The sequence below is a fragment of the Pseudomonas sp. RW10S2 genome (assembly GCF_014268985.1).
Classification (GTDB): domain Bacteria; phylum Pseudomonadota; class Gammaproteobacteria; order Pseudomonadales; family Pseudomonadaceae; genus Aquipseudomonas; species Aquipseudomonas wayambapalatensis.
The window spans coordinates 47165-69149 of record NZ_JABWRO010000007.1 but is presented as its reverse complement, the minus strand read 5'-3'; the positions used below and the strand labels follow the sequence as shown (position 1 = coordinate 69149).

Below are 21985 nucleotides of genomic sequence, written 5' to 3'. Positions count from 1 at the left end.
AAGCGGTCGGTGGATTGACCGTCAGCGAAAGACCGTTTTTTTGTAGGCAGGTTCACTGCTTTAGGTGGGAATCGTCTGCAAGATGTTGCGGGTAAGGGGCTTGATCAGCGAATGGCGCGTGGGTGGATCAATCGCAGCGGCGGTTTACCGCTGCGATCGATCCACCAACAGGTTGGCACTGGAGCTGCTGCCCGGCTCAGGTCACGACCTGGTAGCACGGCACATAAGCCGCACCGCCGGGCAGTTTCATCCGGTGCTGGTCGACGAAGGCCTGCAGCAATCTGCCCAACGGGTCGAGGATCGCCTGATCGCCGCGGATCTGGTATGGGCCGTGTTCCTCGATCAGGCGAATGCCCTTGTCCTTGACGTTGCCGGCGACGATGCCGGAAAACGCCCGACGCAGGTTGGCGGCCAGCTCATGGGGCGGCAGGTCGCGGCGCAGGGCGAGATCGGCCATGTTCTGGTGGGTCGGGTCGAACGGGTGCTGGAAGCCACCGTCGATCTTCAGCAGCCAGTTGAAGTGGAAGGCGTCGTTGCGCTCGCGGCGGAACTGCTTGACCGTCTTGAGCCCTTCGACCATGTGCCGGGCGACTTCGGCCGGATTGTCGATGATGATCTGGTAATGGCGCTGCGCCGCTTCGCCGAGGGTGGCGCCGACGAAGGCATGCAGTTGCTGCAGGAACGGCTCGGCGCTGCGCGGGCCGGTGAGAATGACCGGGAAGGGCAGTTCCTGGTTGTCCGGGTGCATGAGGATGCCGAGCAGGTACAGGAATTCCTCGGCCGTCCCAGCGCCTCCGGGGAAGATGATGATGCCGTGGCCGACGCGGACAAAGGCCTCCAGACGTTTCTCGATATCCGGCAGGATCACCAGCTCGTTGACGATGGGATTCGGCGCTTCGGCAGCGATGATGCCCGGCTCGGTCAGGCCCAGGTAGCGGCTGCCGTGCATGCGCTGCTTGGCGTGGGCGATGGTCGCGCCTTTCATCGGGCCCTTCATGACGCCCGGGCCGCAACCGGTGCAGACGTCCAGCTTGCGCAGGCCCAGTTCATGGCCGACTTTCTTGGTGTACTGGTATTCCTCGCTGCTGATCGAGTGACCGCCCCAGCACACCACCATCTTCGGCTCCACGCCCGGACGCAGGGTGCGGGCGTTGCGCAGCAGGTGGAATACGTAGTCGGTGATGCCCTGGGAGCTTTCCAGGTCGATGCGCTGGCTGGCCAGTTCGCTTTCGGTGTAGACGATGTCGCGCAGGGCGCTGAACAGCATTTCGCGGGTGCTGGCGATCATCTCGCCATCGACGAAGGCATCGGCCGGGGCGTTGAGCAATTCCAGGCGCACGCCGCGATCTTGCTGGTGGATGCGGACCTCGAAGTCCTTGTAGGCCTCAAGGATGGTCTTGGCATTGTCGACATGGGCGCCGGTGTTGAGGATAGCCAGGGCGCACTGGCGGAATAGGGTGTAGAGACTGCCGGTACCGACTTCGCTCAGTTGTTGGACTTCACGTTGCGACAGCGTCTCCAGGCTGCCTTTGGGGCTGACGGAGGCGTTGATGACATTGCGTTGGGGCATCTAAGTCTTTCCTGTGCGGGTAAAACATCCTTCTTTGACAACACCATACCGACAATTGCACGCGGCAACGAGGGGGGAAGGCAAAGATTCGGCGCTTGGCTCATTGCCAGCGCACGACGGCTCAGACGGGCACCTTGAACACATGGCGCAGGTAGGCGACGAAATTCGCGTCCCGGCACTGCGTCTTGCCGGGGCTGTCGGAGATTTTTGCGACAGGGGCGCCGTTGCAGGCGGTCATCTTGATCACCACGTTCATTGGCGTCACGCCGGGAATGTCACACGTCAGGTTGGTGCCGATGCCGAAGCTGACGTTGATCCGCCCGTGCAGCGCGCGGTAGAGCTGCAATGCCTTGGCGAAATCCAGGCCGTCGGAGAAGATCAGGGTCTTGCTCAGCGGGTCGATGCCCAGGCGCTCATAGTGCGCGATGGCTTTTTCCGCCCAGGCCAGGGGATCGCCGGAGTCGTGGCGCAGGCCATCGAAGAGCTTGCCGAAATACAGGTCGAAGTCCTTCACGAAGGCATCCATGCCGATGCAGTCGGTCAGGGCGATGCCGAGCAAGCCCCGGTATTCACGCACCCAGCATTCCAACGCCGCGACCTGGCTATCGACCAGGCGCGGACCGAGTTGCTGGTGGGCCATGAACCATTCGTGGGCCATGGTGCCGATGGGTTTGAGTTCGTATTCCCGGGCCAGGTGGACATTGCTGGTGCCAACGAAACGTCCGGGGAAGTCGCGCTTGAGGATATGCACTACCTGATCCTGTACAGGATAGGAGAAGCGTCGGCGGGTACCGAAGTCAGCGAGCTGGAACCCTGCCAGCTCATCGCTGCTGGCGTGCGTCTTGAGCCAGTCGAGTTTCTGGTACAGGCGCTCGCCCACCTGCGCCATCGTCACTTCGCGATAGCGGTAGCGATTACGAACCTCGCAAATGATTGCCAGTAACGGGATTTCATAGAGGATCACGTGCAGCCAGGGGCCGCGAATACGGATCGCCAGTTGCCCCGCATCGTCCAGTCCGACCTGGACATAGCGCAGGTTGAAGCGAAACAGGCTGAGGAAACGAATGAAGTCCGGCTTGATGAAGGGGATTTTTTCCAGGTAGGCCAGCTGGTCGTGGGTCACCGAGACCTCGGCCAACTGTTCGATCTGGTAGCGGATCTCGGCAAGGTAGGGCGAGAGGTCTTCGTCGTTGCGGCAGCGCAACTCCCACTCCACCTCGGCGTTGGGGTAGTTGTGCAGCACCGCCTGCATCATGGTGATCTTGTAAAAGTCGGTGTCCAGCAGGTTCTGGATAATCCGTGGGGCAAAAACGTCGTTGCTCATGGGCGGGGCTCCTTGAACAGTGCGAGCTGGCGGTCCAGCTCGCCTTCATCGGCGCACAGTACTACCCCGGCGGCAGCCAGCTCGCTGCAGGCAGCTTTGGCGCCGGCGTCGCTTAGTGCTCGGCAGGCGGGCAGGTAGAGCAGCACATGGAATCCGGCGCGGTTCAGTTGCAGCGCGGTGGCGCGCACGCAGTAATCCAGGGCCAGGCCGCCGACCAGCACGACCTCGACGGCGTAAACCTTGAGGTACTCGATCACCCCGGTGGAGCGGCGCTCGGCCAGGTCGTGGTAGCAGGCGCCGTAGGGGTGCAGGTCGGGCTCCACGCCTTTCCAGACGAAATAGTCGTAATCGATCGGGGCAGGCAGGCCGTGCAGCAGTTCGAAACCTGGTGTGCCGGGCACGCAGTGGCTGACCCAGGTGAGGTCGGCGTTGGTCAATGCCAATGGCTGAAGCATCTGCGCGGCATCGCCCACCACCCAGGCGGCATTGGCTGGGTGGGCATCCTTGCTGCCCAGGCGCAGGTCGGCACGACTTGCCATGGCATTGAGCGCCGGTGCGATCAGGTGACCGCCGGGTACCGGCAGCTCCTGCGGGGCGTTGGCGGTAAAGCCGTTCTGGGCATCGACGTCGAAACTGGCGATCTTCATCAGGACTACCTCAACTGGAATGCCTATATATTTCATCTGGTGCTATAAGTGTGTCAAGCGTCCTTGTTTATGGAGTAGGGCTTGCATCACAAAAAATACCTGGTGGAATATGGGGTGTGGAACGAGGAGTCGAGATGAGCGCAGTTGAAGTCATGGCCAGCGTGGATATCGTTGCGCTGCGCCTTGCCCCGGATTTGCAGGGGTTGCAGGTGTTGTTGCACCGCCGCGATCGAGAGCCGCATCGGGGGCAATGGGCCTTGCCGGGTGTCATCGTCAACGGCAGCACGCCGGACAATAGCCTGGATGCGGCGGCCGAGCGGGCGCTGCAAGAGAAGGCACAGGTTCGGCCTCGGTACATGGAGCAGGTCGGCACCGAAGGCAACGCGTTTCGTGATCCGCGTGGTTGGTCGTTGAGTACCTACTACCTGGCATTGCTCGATCCGGTGCAGGCCATCGTCGGGGAGCAGTTGGCTTTCTTCGACCTCGACAGCCTATCGACCCGCAAAGTGCTGTTGCCGTTCGATCATGGGCTGCTGGTGCAGCGCACCCGCGAGCGGCTGGCGGCCAAGAGTCTGTACAGCAGCCTGCCTCTGTATCTGCTGCCGACGCGTTTCACGGTGCTCGATGCGCTGGGTGCGGCGCAAGCGTGCCTGGGGCGGCCGGTGAACAACACGTCGTTGCGCAAACGTCTGGAGCGTCTGAGGGAGGCAGGCTGGGTGCGTGATACCGGCGAACGCAATCAGCCACGACTGGGCCGGCCCCAACAGCTTTACGAGTACCTACCGCAAGGCGTGGGTCCGTTTCTGTTCGACCGTAGCCTGTTGCCGGAAGCATGAAGGCTCAAGCATGGCGTTTGGCGGCCGATATAGCGGTCAGGTCAAAATCCTTGCGGAGAAGGAAAATGGTAGGGATCACAAGTGTCAACGTCACTGGCGTGAACGTGCAGTCGTCTGCGCTGCAGACGGCCGCCCAGGCCAGCGACACTGAAAAGAGCAGCAGCTCGGCTGGCGGCGCCCAGGTCGCCATGCCGGCACCGTCTGACAAGGCCGACAAGGCCAAGAGCAGCGGCAGCAGCAGCGAGCCGTCACACATCCGCCAGTTGCGTGAGCTGATCAAGCAAATGCAGAAGCAGCTGGCCGACGCCCAGAAGCGGCTGTCCGAGGTTCAGGCGCAACCGATGGACGAGAAGGCCAAGCTGGCTGCGGTGGCGGGTGTCCAGGCGCAGATCGCGACCATCAGCGGTCAGATCCAGCAGGCGACCGCGCAGTTGCTGCAGGCCTTGAGCAAGCTGAACAGCAGTAGCTCCGGCAACTTGATCAGCACCATTGCCTGAGGGTGAGGGCAGGCGGACCCGCAACGGGCCGCCCTGAACCTGGTGACTTACTCGGACGCCACGCGCGAGCGGTTCTGGCGGTCTGACTTGTACTGCATCGCCACCGCCGGCGCCGCCTTGGCCGAGCCGGTTTCCAGCCATTGGCGCAGGCGCCCGGCATCGGCGAAGTGGGTGTACTTGCCGTAGGCGTCGAGAATCACCATCGCCACGGGGCGGTTGTCCATCTTGGTCAGCAGTACCAGGCAGTGCCCCGCCTCGTTGGTGAAGCCGGTCTTGGTCAGCTTGATGTCCCAGTTGCTCTTGTTCACCAGATGATCGGTGTTGCGAAAGCCCAGGGTGTAGTTGGGTTTGCGGAAGGCTACGGTCTTCTCGCGGGTGGTCGAGAGCTCGCTGAGCAGCGGGTAGTTGCGCGAGGCGATCAGCAGCTTGGCCAGGTCATGGGCGGTGGACACGTTTTGCGTCGACAGGCCGGTTGGCTCGACGTAGCGAGTATGGCTCATGCCTAGGCTACGAGCCTTGGCGTTCATCGCCTTGATGAACGCGCCATAGCCGCCGGGATAATGGTTGGCCAGGGTATTGGCCGCGCGGTTTTCCGATGACATCAGGGTAATCAGCAGGGTTTCGCGACGGTTCAGTTCGCTGCCGGGGCGTACGCGCGAAAAGACACCCTTGAGGTCAGGGTTGTTGGCGATGGTCATGGTGAGCATCTCGTCCATCGGCAGCTTGGCGTCGAGCACCACCATGGCGGTCATCAGCTTGGTGACCGAAGCGATGGGCACCACGCGGTCGGCGTGGCTGGAGTACAGCTCTTTGTTGGTATTCAGGTCGATCAGCAAGGCGCTGCCGGAAGCCAGGTGCAGTTTGGACGGGTCGCGTTGTGCCTGGGCCGGGGATTGTGCAGCAGCGGTCGACGGAAGGATCGCGGTTCCTGTGAGCGCCAGCAGCAGGCTGAGGATGGACAGGGAAGTTTTCACGTTGAGGCTCACTAATAGTTGGTATGTCGTTGGCTGTGCAAGGGTTTCCCCCGAAAACCGCTGCATTGTGGAGTATGGCTCAGCGGCTGTCGATTGCTCGTCCAGGCCCAGCGTCGAAATGAAAAAACCTTCATGCTGTATCGGTTTTTCCCGCCTGTTGCGACAAATGCTCCCCGCGCTTTCGCATAGGCGAAAAAAAGCCCGCCAAAGGCGGGCAGAAAGAAGCGTAAGGAGCAACGCACAACACATGAAACGGTCAACAAAAACGGTGGTCAGGCGGTAAGGGTGCCGGCCTGCAACTGTTCGGCCATGGCCTGGGCCTTGGCACGGGAATCCAGAGGGCCGCTGACGGGCTCGCCGTTGCGCATCAGGTACCAGCAGGCCAGCAGGCCTTGAGCGCGCAAGGGAGCAGGGACAGCACTGCCGACGACGGACATGATGTGGATAGTGGCCATGTTGGACCTCCTGTGAAACATGGCCCTACCTTACGCAGCAGCCGACGCTGTTTGAAATCAACTTGCTCGATAGTGGTCATTACTTTTTTCAACGACAAGGGCTGGTCACCAGCGCGGCGGGCCGTAGTACACCGGCGGCGGGCCGTAGTAGCGGCGATACACCGGCGGTGGCGCGGGTACATAGCGCTCGACGACATAGGGCTGGTAATACACCGGCGGCGGGGGCGCCTGCACATAGACCGGAGGCGGCGGATAATAGGCCGGCTGGCGTTCGACATAGACGGTACGGTCATGGCCGCCGGATACTGCTGCCCCGACCACGGCCCCGACCACGGCTGCACCGAGTACAGGGCCTGGGCCCCAACCGCCGCCATGGGCGGCTGCCTGCCCGCTGACGGCCAGTGCGCCGACCAGCAGGGCGATTCCGGGGATGAGACGGTTCATGAATGAATCCTCGCGATGACCCCACACTTGGGGCTTATCAATAAGACCGCGAAATCGGTAAAGAGAGCACAGGCGCAAGGTAAAGGTTGTGTAAGGGGCGACTGACGGTCAGGTCTGGTACGCTCACAGAAACGATTCAGTCATCAGCGACAGGAGCAGATATGGCGATTGCACCCAGCAGGGACACGACACTGTGCATTTCCCTGGCCGGACGCCCGGGCACTTTCGGTGTGCGTTTCCACAACCACCTCTACCAGCAGCTGGGTTTGGACTACTACTACAAGGCCATGACCACCCAGGACCTGCCTGCGGCAGTGAATGGCATCCGCGCCTTGGGTATCCGCGGCTGTGGTGTATCCATGCCCTACAAAGAGGCGTGCATGGCCCTCGTGGACGAGATCGATCCCTCCGCGGCGGCTATCGAGTCAGTGAATACGCTGGTCAACACCGACGGTCACCTGAAGGCCTACAACACAGATTACCTGGCGGTGCGCCAACTGCTGGAGTCGCACGAGGTCGATCCGGCCACGGCCTTTGCCCTGCGCGGTAGCGGCGGCATGGCCAAGGCGGTGGCCAGTGCACTGCGCGACGCAGGTTTCAGCGAGGGTCTCATCATTGCCCGCAACGAGCAGGCCGGGCGGCAGTTGGCGGACACCTGTGGGTATCGCTGGCAGCGCGAGCTGGGCGACCTGTGCCCACCGATGCTGGTCAACGTTACCCCCATCGGCATGGCTGGCGGCCCGCAGGCGCAGGAGCTTGCCTTCTCTCGTGAGGCGGTCGAGGCTGCGCAACGGGTGTTCGACGTGGTGGCCATGCCGGCCATGACCCCGCTGATTCTTCTCGCCAAGGAGCTGGGCAAGCCGGTGATCACCGGACTCGATGTGATCGCGCTGCAGGCGCTGGAGCAGTTCGTGCTGTACACCGGCATCAGGCCGACGTTGGCGCAGGTGGAGAAAGCGGTCGCTTACGCGCGCGACGCCTGAACGGGTGCCATCACGGGGATCCCCGTGATGGCTTGAGTACCTCAGAAAACCTTTTGCCCGTTGTCCAGTCGCTCGTCCACCAAGGCACGGCCGTGCGCGAGAGAAACGTGCTGGGCGTTTTCCAGGTCCGAGAAGAACTTCATCGGCATCGACAGGCGCCTGCTGGTATGGCCTTCGGGATCGGTGATCAGGCAGCCGGCGGCATAGGGCAGGGGAGAGTCGGGATGGGGCATCACACTGGCGGTGATGATGTGCTTGCGGTACTCACAGTGAAGGGTTTGCATCGTCCTTACCTCGCTGTGCTGGTTTGGAAGCGCTCACCTCTATGTACCACAGCGAGGGGCCGGAAGTTCCCGGCCCCGACGAGCGTAACCTGCGTCGGTCAGCCCTTCAGTTCGGTCGGCTGGATGACTTCGACCCAGTAGCCATCCGGGTCCTTGACGAACGCCAGGTGGTTCATGCGGCCATCCTGCAGGCGCTTCTGGAAAGGCACGCCCAGCGCTTCGAAGCGTGCACAGGCCACGCGTACGTCCGGCACCGAGATGCAGATGTGGCCAAAGCCGCGCGGATCGGTGTTGCCGTTGTGGTAGGCGAACTCGGCATCGTGCTCGGTGCCGTGGTTGTGGGTCAGCTCCAGCACACCCGGAATCGATTTCATCCACTGGTGGCGTGCGGCGTCATCGGCAGGAATCTGTGCCGGGTCGACCAGGGCCAGGAAGTACAGGCTGAAGGCCGCCTCGGGGAAATCGCGCTTGTCTACCATGCGAAAGCCCAGGACGCGGGTGTAGAAGTCCAGCGACTTCTCGATATCCTTGACCCGCAGCATGGTGTGGTTGAAGACGAATTGGGCGGTGGCGGTGTCTGGTTGGGCAGTGACGCCAGGCAGGGTTTGCAGATCGTTCAGGCTCATGGGGGCTCCAGAGACAAGGCCGGCGCAGACAGCGCCGACGGTGAAAACAGGACGGCCATGATACGGCAGTGAAGCGATTGCGCAAATGAAAGCGCCCTGCACGAGGCAGGGCGCTGGAATTAGAGGCCCGCATGTGCGGGCGCGTGATGGGGTCGCTAGTCCTTTAGCTGGTTCGATACTCACCCAGGCGATGTGAAAAAACTGTGAAGCAGGCGTGGATGTTTCATCAGCGTACCCAGGATTCCACCGTGGCCGCGCCGTACTGTTGCTTCCACGCTTTCAAGCCACGGTGGTTGCCACCCTTGGTCTCGATCAGCTCGCCGGTGTGCGGGTTCTCGTAGACCTTCACCACGCGCGGGCGGCGTTGTTGCTTGGCAGGGCTGGCCGAGGTTCTCGCGCTGGCTTTCTGGCCCTTGGGGTCGAGGATCGCGACAATGTCGCGCAAGCCCTTGTCGTAGCTTTTCATCAGCCCGAGCAATTTCTGCTCGAACTCGATCTCGCGTTTAAGGCTGGCGTCCTTTTTCATTGTCTCCAGTTGCGCGATTTGCTCCTGAAGTGCTTTTTCGGCCGCACGAAACTCTGCAAGTCTGGACACTTTCATCACTCCTGTCAGTCAGCCGTGGCATGGCGTGACGAACATGCAACAGTAATAAACGCCGGCCACGCGGATGGGTGAAACTGTTCGCTGAACAAGAGTGTAGACGTGGCCCGGTGTTCGGTAAACCTCAAACTTTTAGCGGCAAGTAAGGAACTTTCAGCGCACCGCGCACCGCAAACTCAGTGTGTTTTCCGGGTGTCTGCGACAACGCTCATACCATGGTCCAATGGCCCGAGGTAGAGCACCCGAGGGAAAATGGCCCGTAGTCTTCATTTAATGTCGAGTACGTCGTGGCACAGGTGCCCGATAGTGCATCAGCATGTTTCTCGTCTTTTCTGGATGTTCCCCTGCATGTTCTCTCCCTTTCCTCTCGCCCCTGGCCGCAGTGTTGCCGGCCTGTCCTTGTTGTGCGCGGCAGCCGGTGCACAGGCCGGTGGTTTTTTCGAAGACAGTCACGCCAAGCTCGAGGCGCGCAATGTCTATTTCAATCGGGACTTTCGTGACGGCCACAGCAGTTCCAGCCAGGGGGCTTCCAAGCGCGAGGAATGGGCGCAGGGCTTTATCCTCGATGCCCGTTCGGGCTATACCGACGGCACGGTCGGGTTCGGTGTCGATGCGCTGGGCATGCTCGGTTTAAAACTCGATTCCAGCCCCGCCGACAGCAACAGTGGGCTGCTACCCTCCAGCGGGCACGACCCACGCCATTCTGCCGATCAGTACGCCAAGCTGGGTGTGGCGGCAAAGGTGAAGGTGTCCAGGACGGTGCTGCGCTATGGTGCGATGATGCCGGACATGCCGCTGCTCAAGTACAACGATGGTCGCCTGCTGCCCACCCTGTTCCATGGTGCGATGCTGACCTCCGAAGAAGTGCGCGACCTGAAGTTCACCGTGGCCCGCCTGGACAAGTACACCGCACGAGACTCCAGCGACCGCCAGGATATTCGCGTGCACTGCAAGAACAAGCGTTACGCCTGCGATATTGAGGCCGACCACTTCGATCTGGCGGGCGTCGACTACCGCGTCAATGATCGCCTCAGCGCCCAGTACCAGGTGTCGAAGCTGGAGAACATCTATCGCCAGCATTTCCTCGGGTTGGTCGCCACGCAGCCCTTGGCGGTGGGCGCGGTTTCGGCGGATGTGCGCTTGATCAAGAGCGACGATACCGGCAACGCCCGTGCCGGCGAGATCGAACACCGCGCGTTCAGCGGCATGCTCGGCTACAGCCTGGGCGGGCACAAGGTCAGTGCCGGCTGGCAACGCATGTATGGCGACAGTGCCATGCCTTACCTGGATGGCAGCAACCCGTATCTGGTCAACTATGCCCAGGTCAACGATTTCGCTGCGGCCGGTGAGCGCTCCTGGCAATTACGCTATGACTATGATTTCAAGGCACTGGGTATTCCCGGTTTGAGCTTCTTCACTCGCTATATCAACGGTGACCATATCCAGGTGCCCGGCAGCAGCGCCCAAGGCAAGGAATGGGAGCGTGACAGCGAACTCAAGTACCAAGTCCAGGGCGGCACCTTCAAAGACCTCAGCGTGCGTCTGCGTAACTCCACGTATCGCAGCAACTATGAACGATGGGCGCGCGACATGGACGAGACCCGGGTCATCGTCAGTTACAACTTCTCGGTGTTCTGAGGCACTTTGCCAAATGCCGCCGGGCGATGAACAATGATCGGCGGCAAGGGCAGCGAGGCAGTGCCATGAAGCAACTTCTGTTGATCGGTATAGGCCCGGGCGACCCCCGTCAGGTCACTTTCGAGGCCGTCGATGCGTTGCGCCGTGCAACGGTGTTCTTCGTGCTCGACAAGGGCGGCGACAAGGATGAGCTGTTGCGGCTGCGCAAACTCATTCTTGAGCGCTATGTTCCCGAGGGTAAGTATCGCCTGGTGCAGGTGGAGGATCCGCGCCGGGATGGGCAGGCCCAGGACTATGTCGGCGCGGTGCAAGACTGGCACCGTGCGCGCGCAGCCCTGTATGCCCGGATGTTCGAGGATGAACTGGGTGAAGACGATGTCGGTGCCTTTCTGCTGTGGGGCGAGCCGGGCCTGTATGACAGCACCTTGCGCATTCTTGACCGGGTGCGCGAACGCGGGGTGGCGCTGCAGCTTGAAGTCATCCCCGGGATCAGCAGTGTCCAGGCCTTGGCCGCGCGGCACCGGATCGCGCTGAACCGCATTGGTGAGCCGCTGACCGTACTGCCGGGGCGGCGCCTGGCCGAGCAGGCGGTGATCGACAACGTGGTGGTGATGCTCGACGGACAGTGCGCGTTCACCGCGCTGGATGACCCGGGCCTGACGATCTACTGGGGGGCTTATCTGGGAACGGCAGACGAGATTCTGGTGGCGGGCAAGCTGGCGGAGGTCAAGACACATATCGTGCAAGTGCGCGAGGACGCGCGGCGGCGCAAGGGCTGGATCATGGATACCTACCTGTTGCGCCGGGAAGGGTGAGGCCGAGGTCAGGGCACCCCGAGGATCCCCACGACCTTGTCACGCAGTTGGTCGATGCTGAATGGCTTGCCGATCAGATGCATGCCCTCGGACACACTGACGTTCTCGGCGTAGCCGCTGGCGAACAGCACCGGCAGCAGGGGCCGGATTTCCCGAGCTTTGGCCGCCAGCTCGTCGCCGCGCATGTCGGGGAGGCCGACATCGGTCATCAGCAGCGCCAGGGGCTGCGCGGTATCTTCAAGAATCTTCAAGGCTTCGGTGGCGTCCTGCGCCTCGATGGTGGTGTAGCCCAACTCGTCGAGCACTTCGACCATCAGCATACGAACGATGTCGTCGTCTTCGACTACCAGAAGGTGCATGGTTTGAATCCTGTCGCGTAAGGGAAATGTCTTTACTCTGTGCCTGCCGCACGGGCAGAAGTTCCTTCAGGATAGCGGCCCCTGCAATTGGATGGAACGATTGGCCGCGGATACCTTCAAATACTGGCTAAATGCCCTGCCAGATCAGGCAAAGCTGGTTAGACTCGTACCAGGTGCGAGGGTGGCAGCGGCATACAACAATGACTGAATGTAGTGGCCACACACTGTTCAATGGACTTATTTCGCTCGGGCGTTATCAGATGATTCAAGCAGCCTCCATGGATCAACGCAGCTTTCGCAAGCTGCTGAGCCGTAACGTCGGCCTCCCGTTGGGTGTCGGCCTGCTGGGCGCCGTCGCCTTTGTCGCGGTGATCAACTATTTGCTCTCGGCCATGCAATGGGTCGAGCACACCGATCGGGTGATCGGCAATGCCAACGAAACGGTCAAGCTGTCGATCGATATGGAAACCGGCATGCGCGGCTTCCTGATCACCGGCGACGAGCGCTTCCTCGACCCCTACGAGGTGGCCAAGCCGAGAATCTTCAGCAGTTTGGACAGCCTGCGTGGCATGGTCCTGGACAACCCACCGCAGGTCGAACGTATCGACCGCCTGGTGGCGCTTCAGCGTGCCTGGAACGAGTTCGGTAGCGAACTGATCAAGGCGCGCCGCGACCAGGGCGATTTTCGCGGCGTGATCGGCAGTGGTCGCGGCAAGCGCATCACCGACGAAATCCGCAAGGAATTCGACGACTTCGTTGCCACCGAGCAGCAGCTGCGCATGGCGCGCAACGAGACGGTCAGCACGGTCACCGTCACCGCGATCAGCGCATTCGTGCTGTTCATCGTCGGCCTCAGTGCGCTGCTGGCCTACCTGGGGCGGCGTGACCTGTTGGCGCTGTCGGAAAGCTACGTCAGCAACCTGCAGGCCCAGCAGCGTTCGGCCGAGCGTCTTGAACACCAGGCCTGGTTACGCAACGGACAGACCCAGTTGTCGCAGGAGGTCCTAGGGCAACTGACGCTGACCATGCTGGGCGACAATATCCTGCGCTTTTTTGCCGGCTACCTGGGCAGTGTGGTCGGTGCACTCTACATCCGCGATTCCCATGGCCGCCTGGTGCGCGTGGCCAGCTACGGGCTCGACGCCGAACAGCAAGGGCGCGAACAGGTGATGGCCGAGCACGATGGCCTGCTGGCCCAGGTGGTGCGCGAGCGTCGCGTGCTGCGCCTGGATGACCTGCCGCAGGATTACTACCGGTTGAGCTCCGGCCTGGGCAGCGGGCTGCCGCGCAGCGCTATGCTGGCGCCGGCCAGCGACAACAACCAGGTCAATGGCGTACTCGAGCTGGGCTTCCTGCGACCGTTGCAGGAACGGGATGTCGAGTTGCTGGAACGGATCGCCGACAACCTCGGCATCTCCCTGGAGAGCGCGCGCTATCGCCAGCGCCTGCAGGAAGTGCTTGCCGAGACCCAGCAGTTGAATGAAGAACTGCAGGTCCAGCAAGAGGAGCTCAAGACTGCCAACGAGGAGCTCGAAGAGCAGTCGCGGGTGCTCAAGGAGTCCCAGGCCCACCTGGAGACCCAGCAGGCCGAGCTCGAGCAGACCAACGAGCAACTGGCCGAGCGCACCGTGGCCCTGGACCGCAAGAACAGCGAGCTCAATGCTGCGCAAATGGAACTGCAGGCACGTGCCGAGGACTTGCAGCGTTCCAGCAAGTACAAGTCCGAATTCCTCGCCAATATGTCCCATGAGCTGCGCACGCCGCTCAACAGTTCGCTGATCCTGGCCAAGTTGCTGGCCGAGAACGGTGAGGGCAACCTCAGCCAGGAACAGGTCAAGTTCGCTGAATCGATCTATTCGGCCGGTAACGACCTGCTCAACCTGATCAACGATATCCTCGATATCGCCAAGGTCGAGGCTGGCAAGCTCGAAGTACGTCCGGAGACCACCCAGGTGGTGCGCCTGGTCGAAGGACTGCGCGGCATGTTCCAGCCGCTGGCCGATGACAAGGGCCTGAGTTTCGAGGTGAAGCTGGAGTCGCAGGTGCCGGCGACCCTGTTTACCGACCGACAGCGTCTGGAGCAGATACTCAAGAACCTGCTGTCCAACGCCATCAAGTTCACCGAGCGTGGCCAGGTGAGCCTGAACATCAGTCATCAGGTCGGCATCGGCATCGTCTTTGCCGTGCGTGACAGCGGTATCGGTATCGCCGCCGACCAGCAACAGGCAATCTTCGGTGCCTTCCATCAGGTCGACGGCACCAGCAACCGCCGCTATGGCGGCACCGGTTTGGGCCTGTCGATCTCACGCGACCTGGCGCACTTGCTCGGTGGCCAGATCAGTGTCGACAGCAGTCCCGGTCAGGGCAGCGTGTTCAGCCTGATCATTCCCGAACGCTACGAATCGGTCGATAACCAGGAAGAGGTCCATAGCCTGCGCCCGACCCTCGATCAGTTGCCGCCGGCACCACGCGCGCTGGCTGCACCGCAGCAACCGCTACCGATTCCGGCATTTGCCGACGACCGCGAGCAGGCGCCGTTCGCCAATCGCTGCATCCTGGTGATCGAGGATGAGCCGAACTTCGCCCGGATCCTCTACGACCTGGCCCACGAACTGGACTATAACTGCCTGGTCGCCCATGGCGCCGATGAAGGTTTCGCCCTGGCGGCACAGTACGTGCCTGATGCCGTGCTGCTGGACATGCGTCTGCCTGACCATTCCGGGCTTACCGTGCTGCAGCGCCTCAAGGAACAGGCCAACACCCGGCACATCCCCGTGCACATCATCTCGGTGGAAGACCGCGTCGAGGCCGCCATGCACATGGGCGCGGTAGGCTACGCGGTCAAGCCGGCCAGCCGCGAGGAGCTCAAGGAGGTGTTCGGTCGCCTGGAAGCCAAGCTGACCCAGAAGCTCAAGCACATCCTGCTGGTGGAGGACGACGACCTGCAGCGCGAGAGCATCGCCCGGCTGATTGGTGACGACGACATCGAGATCACCGCGGTGGCCCTGGCCCAGGAGGCCCTGGAACTGCTGCGCGAGAACATCTATGACTGCATGATCATCGACCTCAAGCTGCCCGACATGCTCGGCAACGAGTTGCTCAAGCGCATGACCGCCGAAGACATCCGCAGCTTCCCGCCAGTGATCGTCTATACCGGGCGTAACCTGACCCGCGAGGAAGAGGCCGACCTGCTCAAGTACTCGCGCTCGATCATCATCAAGGGCGCGCGTTCGCCGGAGCGCCTGCTGGACGAGGTGACGCTGTTCCTGCACAAGGTCGAATCGCAACTGTCCCACGAGCGCCAACGCATGCTGAAGACGGCGCGCAGCCGCGACAAGGTGTTCGAGGGGCGCAAGATCCTGCTGGTGGACGACGATGTGCGTAACATCTTCGCCCTGACCAGTGCCCTGGAGCACAAGGGCGCCATCGTCGAGATCGGGCGCAACGGCCGCGAAGCGCTGGAGCGCCTCGAACAGCACGAGGATATCGACCTGGTGCTGATGGACGTGATGATGCCGGAAATGGACGGCTATGAAGCGACCCGCCTGATCCGCCAGCAGGCACGCTGGCGCAAGCTGCCGATCATCGCCGTGACGGCCAAGGCCATGAAGGATGACCAGCAGCGTTGCCTGCAGGCGGGCGCCAACGATTACCTGGCCAAGCCGATCGACCTGGACCGCCTGTTCTCCCTGATCCGCGTCTGGCTGCCGCAACTGGAGCGAATTTGACTAGCGAACGCAACACCGATATCGAGATCCGGCTGCTGATCGAGGCGATCTACCTCAAGTACAGCTACGACTTCCGTGATTACTCAGGCGCTTCGATCAAGCGCCGGATCCTCCATGCCCTGCGTCAGTTCGACTGCCGTACCGTGACTGCGCTGCAGGAGCGAGTACTGCACGACCCAGGCATGTTCATGCAGTTGCTGCAATACCTGACGATCCCGGTCAGCGAGATGTTCCGCGACCCAGGCCACTTCCTCGCCCTGCGCGAGGAGGTGGTGCCGCTGCTGCGCACCTGGCCATCACTGAAGATCTGGATCGCCGGTTGCAGCACGGGGGAGGAGGTGTACTCCATGGCCATCCTGCTACGTGAGGAAGGGTTGCTGGAGCGCACCATCATCTACGCTACCGACATCAACCCAAGTTCTCTGGAGAAGGCCAAGCAGGGCATCTATTCGATGCAGAGCCTGCGTGAGTACGAGGAGAACTACCGCAAGGCCGGAGGGCGGCGCGACTTTTCCGAGTACTACACCGCCGCCTACGGCAACGCGATCATGGACAGCAGCCTGCGCGACAACGTGACCTTCGCCGACCATAGCCTGGCCACCGACAGTGTGTTTTCCGAAACCCAGTTGGTGTCATGCCGCAATGTGCTGATCTATTTCAACAAGGACTTGCAGGACCGCGCCCTGGGGTTGTTCCACGAGTCGCTGTGCCATCGCGGCTTCCTGTTCCTGGGCAGCAAGGAGTCGGTGGATTTCTCGGCCTATAGTGACCGCTTCGAGCCTTTGGTAAGGCCCGAGCGGATCTACCGCAAGACATGAACGGCGTGCGCGCAGTGGTCATCGGCGCCTCGGCCGGCGGCGTCGCGGCCTTGTTCGAAGTGCTTGGCGCCTTGCCTCAAGGTTTTGCCCAGCCGGTGCTGTGTGTGCTGCACCTGCCGGATGATCGCCACAGCCAACTGGCCGAAGTGCTGCAGCGCCGGGTGAATCGCCCGGTGCGCGAGGCTCGTGACAAGGAACGGATAGAGGCCGGGCAGATCTATGTTGCAGCGCCCGGTTATCACTTGTCGGTGGAGCGCGACCTGAGTTTGTCGCTGAGCCAGGAGGCACCGGTACACTTTTCACGCCCGGCGATCGACTTCCTCTTCGCCTCGGCTGCCGATGCCTATTGCGAAGGGCTGCTCGGCGTCCTGCTCACCGGTGCCAACGAAGATGGCGCCGAGGGCCTAGCCTACATCAAGAAGTGCGGAGGCCGGACCGTGGTCCAGGACCCCCGCGACGCACAGGTTGCGCTGATGCCCGAGGCCGCACTGGCCCTGCATTGCCCCGACCATATTCTTTCTCTGAGCGGTATCGGACAGTTGCTCGCCACCCTGGAACCCAGCGCATGCTAAGCCACATCATCGCCAAACTGCTGATCGTCGACGATCTGCCGGAAAACCTGCTGGCCCTCGATGCCCTGATCCAGGGTGAGGACCGTGAGGTGCACCGCGCCCAGTCGGCCGAGCAGGCCTTGTCGCTGCTGCTCGAGCACGAGTTCGCCCTGGCCATCCTCGATGTGCAGATGCCGGGCATGAATGGCTTCGAGCTGGCCGAGCTGATGCGCGGCATGGAGAAGACCAAGAACATTCCGATCGTCTTCGTCAGCGCTGCTGGCCGCGAGATGAACTACGCCTTCAAGGGCTACGAGAGCGGCGCGGTGGACTTCCTGCACAAGCCGTTGGACACCCAGGCGGTCAAGAGCAAGGTGTCGGTGTTCGTCGACCTTTATCGTCAGCGCCAGGTGCTCGGTCGTCAGTTGGAAGCGCTCGAGCGCAGCCGGCAGGAGCAGGAGCAACTGCTGGCCCAGTTGCAGGTGGCGCGCAGCGAACTGGAGCGTGCGGTGCGCATGCGCGATGACTTCATGTCGATCGTCTCCCACGAGGTACGCACGCCGCTCAATGGCCTGATCCTGGAGACCCAACTGCGCAAGATGCATTTGTCGCGTGGCAACCTCGCGGCGTTCAGCGAAACCCACCTGAAGGCGATGGTCGAGCGCGACGAACGGCAGATCAACAGCTTGATCCGACTGATCGAGGACATGCTCGATGTGTCGCGCATCCGCACCGGCAAGCTGTCGATCCGCCCGCGGCCGTTCGATCTGTCGCAGTTGGCGCGCGGCCTGGTGGAGAACTTCGCGGCCCAGGCAACGGCGCTGGATACCCACATCGAACTGCAACGCTGCGAGGTGCTGCAGGGGGAGTGGGACGAGTTCCGTATCGAGCAGGTGCTGGCCAACCTGCTGTCCAATGCCTTGCGCTATGGTGAGCGACGCCCGGTCCAGGTGCGGGTGTTCGAGCAAAGCGGCATGGCCTGTGTGCAGGTTCAGGATCACGGCATTGGCATCAGTACCGCCAACCAGCAGCGGATCTTCCAGCAGTTCGAGCGGGTTGCGGCGCATCAGGCCAGTGGTGGGCTGGGGCTGGGATTGTATATCTCCGAGCAGATCGTGCAGGCCCACGGTGGACGAATCCAGGTCGAGAGCGAAGAGGGGCAAGGTGCGACCTTCAGCATCCTGCTGCCGCTGGCGACGGCCGATCAACAAAGTGACCAGGCACAGGCAACCTCTGTGTGACCTGGTGGTCAGATGGCCAACTATTTGAAATTCAAGGCGTTGTGATGAGCGAAGATGCACAAGATGTGGTGCTGGTGGTCGAGGACGAACCGGTCATTCGGATGATCCTGCGCGACTACCTGGCAGGCGAGGGCTACCACGTGTTGGTCGCCGAAGACGGTGAGCAGGCGTTCGCGATTCTGGCGAGCAAGCCGCACCTGGACCTGATGGTCACGGACTTTCGCCTGCCAGGCGGGATTTCCGGGGTGGAGATCGCCGAACCCGCGGTCAAGCTGCGACCGGATCTCAAGGTGATCTTCATCAGCGGCTATCCCGCAGAGATCCTCGAGTCGGGCAGCCCGATCGCGCGCAAGGCGCCGATCCTGGCCAAACCGTTCGACCTCGACACCCTGCATCAACAGATCCAGGCATTGCTCAGATAATGGGGCTTATACCGCCTTGGTGTTGAGCAACCGCACACCCAGCCCGATGAACAGCGCGCCCGTGGCGCGTTTGAACCAGGCTGCCAGGCGCGACGCCTTCAGGCGTTGACCGAAGCGGTAGGCGGTGAAGCAGTAGAACGAATGCACCAGCCCGACGATGGCCGCGATACTGATGAACATTGCCGCGAACTGGCCGAAGATCGGCCGGCCAGGTTCGAGGAATTGCGGCAGGAAGGCGCAGAAGAACACCAGGGTCTTGGGATTGCTCGCCGACACCAGAAAGGCCTCGACGCCGATCCGCCATTTCGCTCGAGGGGCGACCGGTGTGATTTCGCCTGCAGGCAGCTTGGGCTTGTCCCGTGACAGCAGTTGCCGCAGGCCAAGGTAGATCAGATACCCGGCGCCCACCAGCTTCAACGCCAGAAATGCCGCTGGCAGCGAGATCAACAGCGCACCGACACCCATCGCCACACCGCTGATCAGCAGCAACTGCGCACTGAGGTTGCCCAGCAGCGTCATGCCCATGCCGGACGGGCCGTAACGCAGGGCGTTGCGTACGGTCAGCAGGACGTTGGGGCCAGGGGTGAGCGAGGTGATCAGGTAGGCCAGTGAAAACGTCAGCCAGAGGTGCAGTGCCATGGAGCGCGGTCCTTCGCAGGGGAAAGCGTCAAGATGCCAGCAATCGGCGCCGGATGCCATGGCAATGGGTATTTCTGCACTGTCCGTACCTGACAGAAGGCGTCGCTACCAGAGCGCCACGGCGCCCGCTGCAATGACCCGTCCAAATACTTCGAGCGCCTTATCCACATCAGCTTCGGTGCTGTAGCGCCCCAGGCTGATGCGTACGCTGCTGCGTGCCTGCTGCTCGCTCAGCCCCAGGGCCAGCAGCACGTGGGACGCGGCGTTGCTGGCCGAGTTGCACGCCGAGGTCGTGGAGATGGCCAGTTCGCTCGCCAGTGCCGCACTGCTGAAGCCCTTGGCCTCGATGCACAGGTTCAAGGTGTGCGGGATACGTTGCTCGGCGCACCCGTTGAGGCTCACACCCGGCAAGGCCAGCAGGCCGCCACGCAGGCGTTGCGACAGTGCCTGGATCCGTTGGTGCTCGCTTGCGGCCAGGGAACCGGCCAGGGCGAAGGCACTCCCCATGCCGACGATCTGATGCCCCGGCAGCGTGCCGGAGCGCAGCCCGCCTTCGTGGCCGCCCCCATGCATCTGCGCATGCAGGCAGGGGCGAGCACGGCTGCCGACGTACAGCGCGCCAATGCCCTTGGGGCCGTAGACCTTGTGTGCGGAAAATGACATCAGGTCGACGGCTTGTCGCGCCAGATCGATGTTGACCTTGCCCACGGCCTGGGCGGCATCCACATGCAGCAGTGCGCCGTGTTCGCGGACGCATTCGCCGATACGGGTGAAGTCGGTGATGGTGCCCAGCTCGTTGTTGACCGCCATCAACGACACCAGACGAGTGTCGCCACGCAGGGCGGCCTGGACGACCTCTGGCTGTATCAGCCCCTGTGCATCCGGCACCAGCCTTGTGACCGCCCAGCCCTGACGCTCCAGTTCGGCGACAGTGTCGAGCACGGCCTTGTGTTCCAACTGGCTGGTGATCAAGTGGCCTGGCTGGCCGGCGCCCTGGGCGATGCCCTTGAGGGCGAGGTTGTTCGACTCGGTGGCACCGGAGGTCCATACCAGCGATTCGGTCGCCGCGCCGACCTGCTCGGCGACCTGGCGGCGGGCCTGTTCCACCAGCTCGCGGGCGGCCTGGCCATAGGCGTGACCGCTGGACGCAGGATTGCCGAAATGAGCCTGGCGGCCCATGCAGTCAAGCATGCTTTCGATGACCCGGTCATCGACCGGGGTGGTGGCGGCGTAGTCGAGGTACAGCGGCAAGTTGTGCATCAGGCGGGTCCGTGCGGGCAGAGGCTGAGGAATGTCAGCATGCTAGGGGAACCGCGGGGGAATGAGTTTTCCTTGTTTTCGCCTTTTTCAGCGGTTGATGGAAATATTTTTCGTCGCAAGGCCGGTCAGGAGAAAAATATTCTGGCCGGCCTTGCATCAAAGCCTCCAGCATCCTTCGAAGCGTTCGCAAACGCCATATTGCCGGTCAAGCTGCGCCATGGCCCGCAGGTGTTCGAGCTTCGCTTCAGCGGTGACCTGGCGGTAGACCCGCACGTAGTAACGGCCCATGTCGCGCATGCGTACCTCGCGGCCGTTGTAGCGATTACCCGGTTCCAGGCCCGCCCAGATCTGCAACTGCTGATCCTGCACGCTGTTGAGGTATTGGCGGTTATTGTCGCGGAATCTGGCCTGGGTGAGGGCCTTGACCTGGCCAAGGGCTTGCTCGAAATGCTGCAGATTGGCGCGGTACTGGTCCCAGTAGGCATCGGGCAGCGTGGCATTGCCCAAGGCCTGGCGACGTTCGGCGATCTGCCGATCGGCCGGAGGTTGCTGCAGGTTGCTGGCTTGCAGTATGTCGATCACTGCGCCGGACGAGGTCAGGCTGTCATTGATAAGGCCTTCGATCATTGCGCTGCGTTGCACGGAGGCGGGCAGTGGAGTGGGCGGTAGCGGGAACAGCGGGGAGGTGCCGCTACAGCTTGCCAGGGGCTCATCGCTCAGTGGGTAGGGGATGCGAACATCCTTGCCGTCGATGCGTTGCAGGCGGGTGAGTTGAAGCATGCAGTAACCGTCGCTGCGATCGACGCTCACTTCGTATTCCGAACCGGCGGCGGGCGTGAAGGTGACCCCGATCGAGCAAGGCGCGCCACCGGTGCTCAAGGTGTTGGCAAATAGATAGAGTGGCTGGTCGGGCTCCAGGCGGATCTCCAGGTAGCCACGGGTGTCGGCGGTGGGCGGCACGCGCATGTCGGCGCGGCGTCGAGTGTCTCTGGCCAGGAAATTGTTGAGCAGGCCGGTGGTGCTGCCCTCGCACCGGGGACCTCGGTAGACATCCAGCGTCGAGTTGGAGGTGTTGGCGACGTAGCGCAGTTTCGACGCGTCAGTGCGGCTGCTGTCCTGGTAGGTGCCGTTGAAGCTGCAGGCGCCGAGCAGTGTGCAGGCGGCAACCAGAGTGATGGAGCGTGCTGCGGTGGCGAGCATGATCGTCCTTGAGCGTTGGGTGAGGGCGGTGCAGATGCTAGAGGTGATGGCACAGTTCGTCCAGTGTGCCATC

Annotated in this window: 23 protein-coding genes; 10 read left to right on the top strand and 13 right to left on the bottom strand. The window is 62.3% G+C overall.

Annotated features, from left to right (window positions below):
• Positions 1–196: 196 nt before the first annotated feature.
• The 3 genes from ppnN to HU729_RS03225 all read right to left on the bottom strand — a co-directional run bounded on the left by ppnN (position 197) and on the right by HU729_RS03225 (position 3541).
• The gene (gene ppnN, locus HU729_RS03235) at positions 197–1570 is read right to left on the bottom strand and encodes a nucleotide 5'-monophosphate nucleosidase PpnN (RefSeq protein ID WP_186664394.1); all 1374 of its coding nucleotides are present in this window, start codon (positions 1568–1570) and stop codon (positions 197–199) included.
• A gap of 121 nt (positions 1571–1691) precedes the next feature.
• Positions 1692–2894, bottom strand: coding sequence for a nicotinate phosphoribosyltransferase (gene pncB, locus HU729_RS03230; RefSeq protein ID WP_186664395.1), 1203 nt, complete (start codon positions 2892–2894; stop codon positions 1692–1694).
• Positions 2891–3541: a nicotinamidase gene (locus HU729_RS03225; RefSeq protein WP_186708339.1), complete on the bottom strand. Its 651-nt coding sequence runs from the start codon at positions 3539–3541 to the stop codon at positions 2891–2893. Before HU729_RS03225 ends, pncB begins: the two co-directional genes overlap by 4 nt.
• Before the next feature lie 134 nt (positions 3542–3675).
• On the opposite strand from HU729_RS03225, the gene HU729_RS03220 reads away from it, so the two are divergent.
• Together HU729_RS03220 and HU729_RS03215 are read left to right on the top strand one after the other, a co-directional pair.
• Positions 3676–4377: an NUDIX hydrolase gene (locus HU729_RS03220; RefSeq protein WP_186664397.1), complete on the top strand. Its 702-nt coding sequence runs from the start codon at positions 3676–3678 to the stop codon at positions 4375–4377.
• A 65-nt stretch (positions 4378–4442) separates the two neighbouring features.
• The gene (locus HU729_RS03215) at positions 4443–4874 is read left to right on the top strand and encodes a hypothetical protein (protein WP_186664398.1); all 432 of its coding nucleotides are present in this window, start codon (positions 4443–4445) and stop codon (positions 4872–4874) included.
• 47 nt (positions 4875–4921) lie between these two features.
• Here HU729_RS03215 and pbpG read toward each other — a convergent pair whose 3' ends face one another.
• The 3 genes from pbpG to HU729_RS03200 all read right to left on the bottom strand — a co-directional run bounded on the left by pbpG (position 4922) and on the right by HU729_RS03200 (position 6747).
• Complete coding sequence (gene pbpG / locus HU729_RS03210) at positions 4922–5848, bottom strand: D-alanyl-D-alanine endopeptidase (RefSeq protein ID WP_346655284.1); 927 nt, start codon at positions 5846–5848, stop codon at positions 4922–4924.
• Positions 5849–6120: 272 nt separating this feature from the next.
• On the bottom strand, positions 6121–6303 hold the full coding sequence (locus HU729_RS03205; RefSeq protein ID WP_054891266.1) for a hypothetical protein: 183 nt from the start codon (positions 6301–6303) through the stop codon (positions 6121–6123).
• A gap of 105 nt (positions 6304–6408) precedes the next feature.
• The gene (locus HU729_RS03200; protein ID WP_054891267.1) at positions 6409–6747 is read right to left on the bottom strand and encodes a hypothetical protein; all 339 of its coding nucleotides are present in this window, start codon (positions 6745–6747) and stop codon (positions 6409–6411) included.
• A gap of 161 nt (positions 6748–6908) precedes the next feature.
• Between HU729_RS03200 and HU729_RS03195 the strand changes: the two genes are divergently transcribed.
• Complete coding sequence (locus tag HU729_RS03195) at positions 6909–7730, top strand: shikimate 5-dehydrogenase (RefSeq protein ID WP_186664400.1); 822 nt, start codon at positions 6909–6911, stop codon at positions 7728–7730.
• A 41-nt stretch (positions 7731–7771) separates the two neighbouring features.
• Here the strand turns inward: HU729_RS03195 and HU729_RS03190 are convergent, their stop codons facing one another.
• From HU729_RS03190 to HU729_RS03180, 3 genes are all read right to left on the bottom strand, one after another.
• Positions 7772–8014, bottom strand: coding sequence for a hypothetical protein (locus tag HU729_RS03190; protein WP_186664402.1), 243 nt, complete (start codon positions 8012–8014; stop codon positions 7772–7774).
• 98 nt (positions 8015–8112) lie between these two features.
• Positions 8113–8640, bottom strand: coding sequence for a lactoylglutathione lyase (gloA, locus tag HU729_RS03185; protein WP_186708337.1), 528 nt, complete (start codon positions 8638–8640; stop codon positions 8113–8115).
• Positions 8641–8866: 226 nt separating this feature from the next.
• A complete protein-coding gene (locus tag HU729_RS03180; protein WP_186708335.1) occupies positions 8867–9235 on the bottom strand; it encodes a histone-like nucleoid-structuring protein, MvaT/MvaU family in 369 nt (122 codons plus the stop codon).
• 354 nt (positions 9236–9589) lie between these two features.
• Between HU729_RS03180 and HU729_RS03175 the strand changes: the two genes are divergently transcribed.
• Positions 9590–10879 (top strand): OprD family porin, encoded by a 1290-nt coding sequence (locus HU729_RS03175; RefSeq protein ID WP_186708332.1) that lies wholly within the window; start codon positions 9590–9592, stop codon positions 10877–10879.
• 65 nt (positions 10880–10944) lie between these two features.
• Positions 10945–11694 carry a precorrin-6A synthase (deacetylating) gene (gene cobF, locus HU729_RS03170; protein ID WP_186664410.1) on the top strand — a complete coding sequence of 250 codons (750 nt, stop codon included), beginning with the start codon at positions 10945–10947 and terminating at the stop codon, positions 11692–11694.
• Positions 11695–11702: 8 nt separating this feature from the next.
• On the opposite strand, the gene HU729_RS03165 is transcribed toward cobF, so the two are convergent.
• The gene (locus HU729_RS03165) at positions 11703–12053 is read right to left on the bottom strand and encodes a response regulator (RefSeq protein WP_186664412.1); all 351 of its coding nucleotides are present in this window, start codon (positions 12051–12053) and stop codon (positions 11703–11705) included.
• Positions 12054–12313: 260 nt separating this feature from the next.
• Here HU729_RS03165 and HU729_RS03160 point away from each other — a divergent pair, with 260 nt between their 5' ends.
• The 5 genes from HU729_RS03160 to HU729_RS03140 are packed head-to-tail and all read left to right on the top strand — an operon-like array spanning position 12314 to position 18813.
• Entirely contained in the window at positions 12314–15781 is a 3468-nt protein-coding gene (locus HU729_RS03160) for a response regulator (RefSeq protein WP_186708330.1), read from the top strand.
• The gene (locus HU729_RS03155) at positions 15778–16599 is read left to right on the top strand and encodes a protein-glutamate O-methyltransferase CheR (RefSeq protein ID WP_065862793.1); all 822 of its coding nucleotides are present in this window, start codon (positions 15778–15780) and stop codon (positions 16597–16599) included. The genes HU729_RS03160 and HU729_RS03155 overlap by 4 nt, the downstream gene beginning before the upstream one ends.
• A complete protein-coding gene (locus HU729_RS03150; RefSeq protein ID WP_186664416.1) occupies positions 16596–17171 on the top strand; it encodes a chemotaxis protein CheB in 576 nt (191 codons plus the stop codon). Before HU729_RS03155 ends, HU729_RS03150 begins: the two co-directional genes overlap by 4 nt.
• Positions 17165–18391 carry a hybrid sensor histidine kinase/response regulator gene (locus HU729_RS03145; RefSeq protein WP_186664418.1) on the top strand — a complete coding sequence of 409 codons (1227 nt, stop codon included), beginning with the start codon at positions 17165–17167 and terminating at the stop codon, positions 18389–18391. Before HU729_RS03150 ends, HU729_RS03145 begins: the two co-directional genes overlap by 7 nt.
• A gap of 44 nt (positions 18392–18435) precedes the next feature.
• Positions 18436–18813 (top strand): response regulator, encoded by a 378-nt coding sequence (locus HU729_RS03140; RefSeq protein ID WP_186708328.1) that lies wholly within the window; start codon positions 18436–18438, stop codon positions 18811–18813.
• Positions 18814–18819: 6 nt separating this feature from the next.
• On the opposite strand, the gene HU729_RS03135 is transcribed toward HU729_RS03140, so the two are convergent.
• The 3 genes from HU729_RS03135 to HU729_RS03125 form a co-directional block, all read right to left on the bottom strand.
• Positions 18820–19452 (bottom strand): LysE family translocator, encoded by a 633-nt coding sequence (locus HU729_RS03135; protein ID WP_186664422.1) that lies wholly within the window; start codon positions 19450–19452, stop codon positions 18820–18822.
• A gap of 105 nt (positions 19453–19557) precedes the next feature.
• Complete coding sequence (locus HU729_RS03130; protein ID WP_186664424.1) at positions 19558–20712, bottom strand: aminotransferase class V-fold PLP-dependent enzyme; 1155 nt, start codon at positions 20710–20712, stop codon at positions 19558–19560.
• Positions 20713–20868: 156 nt separating this feature from the next.
• Positions 20869–21912, bottom strand: a complete 1044-nt coding sequence (locus HU729_RS03125; RefSeq protein ID WP_186664426.1) for a hypothetical protein — start codon at positions 21910–21912, stop codon at positions 20869–20871.
• Between the last annotated feature and the right edge of the window lie 73 nt (positions 21913–21985).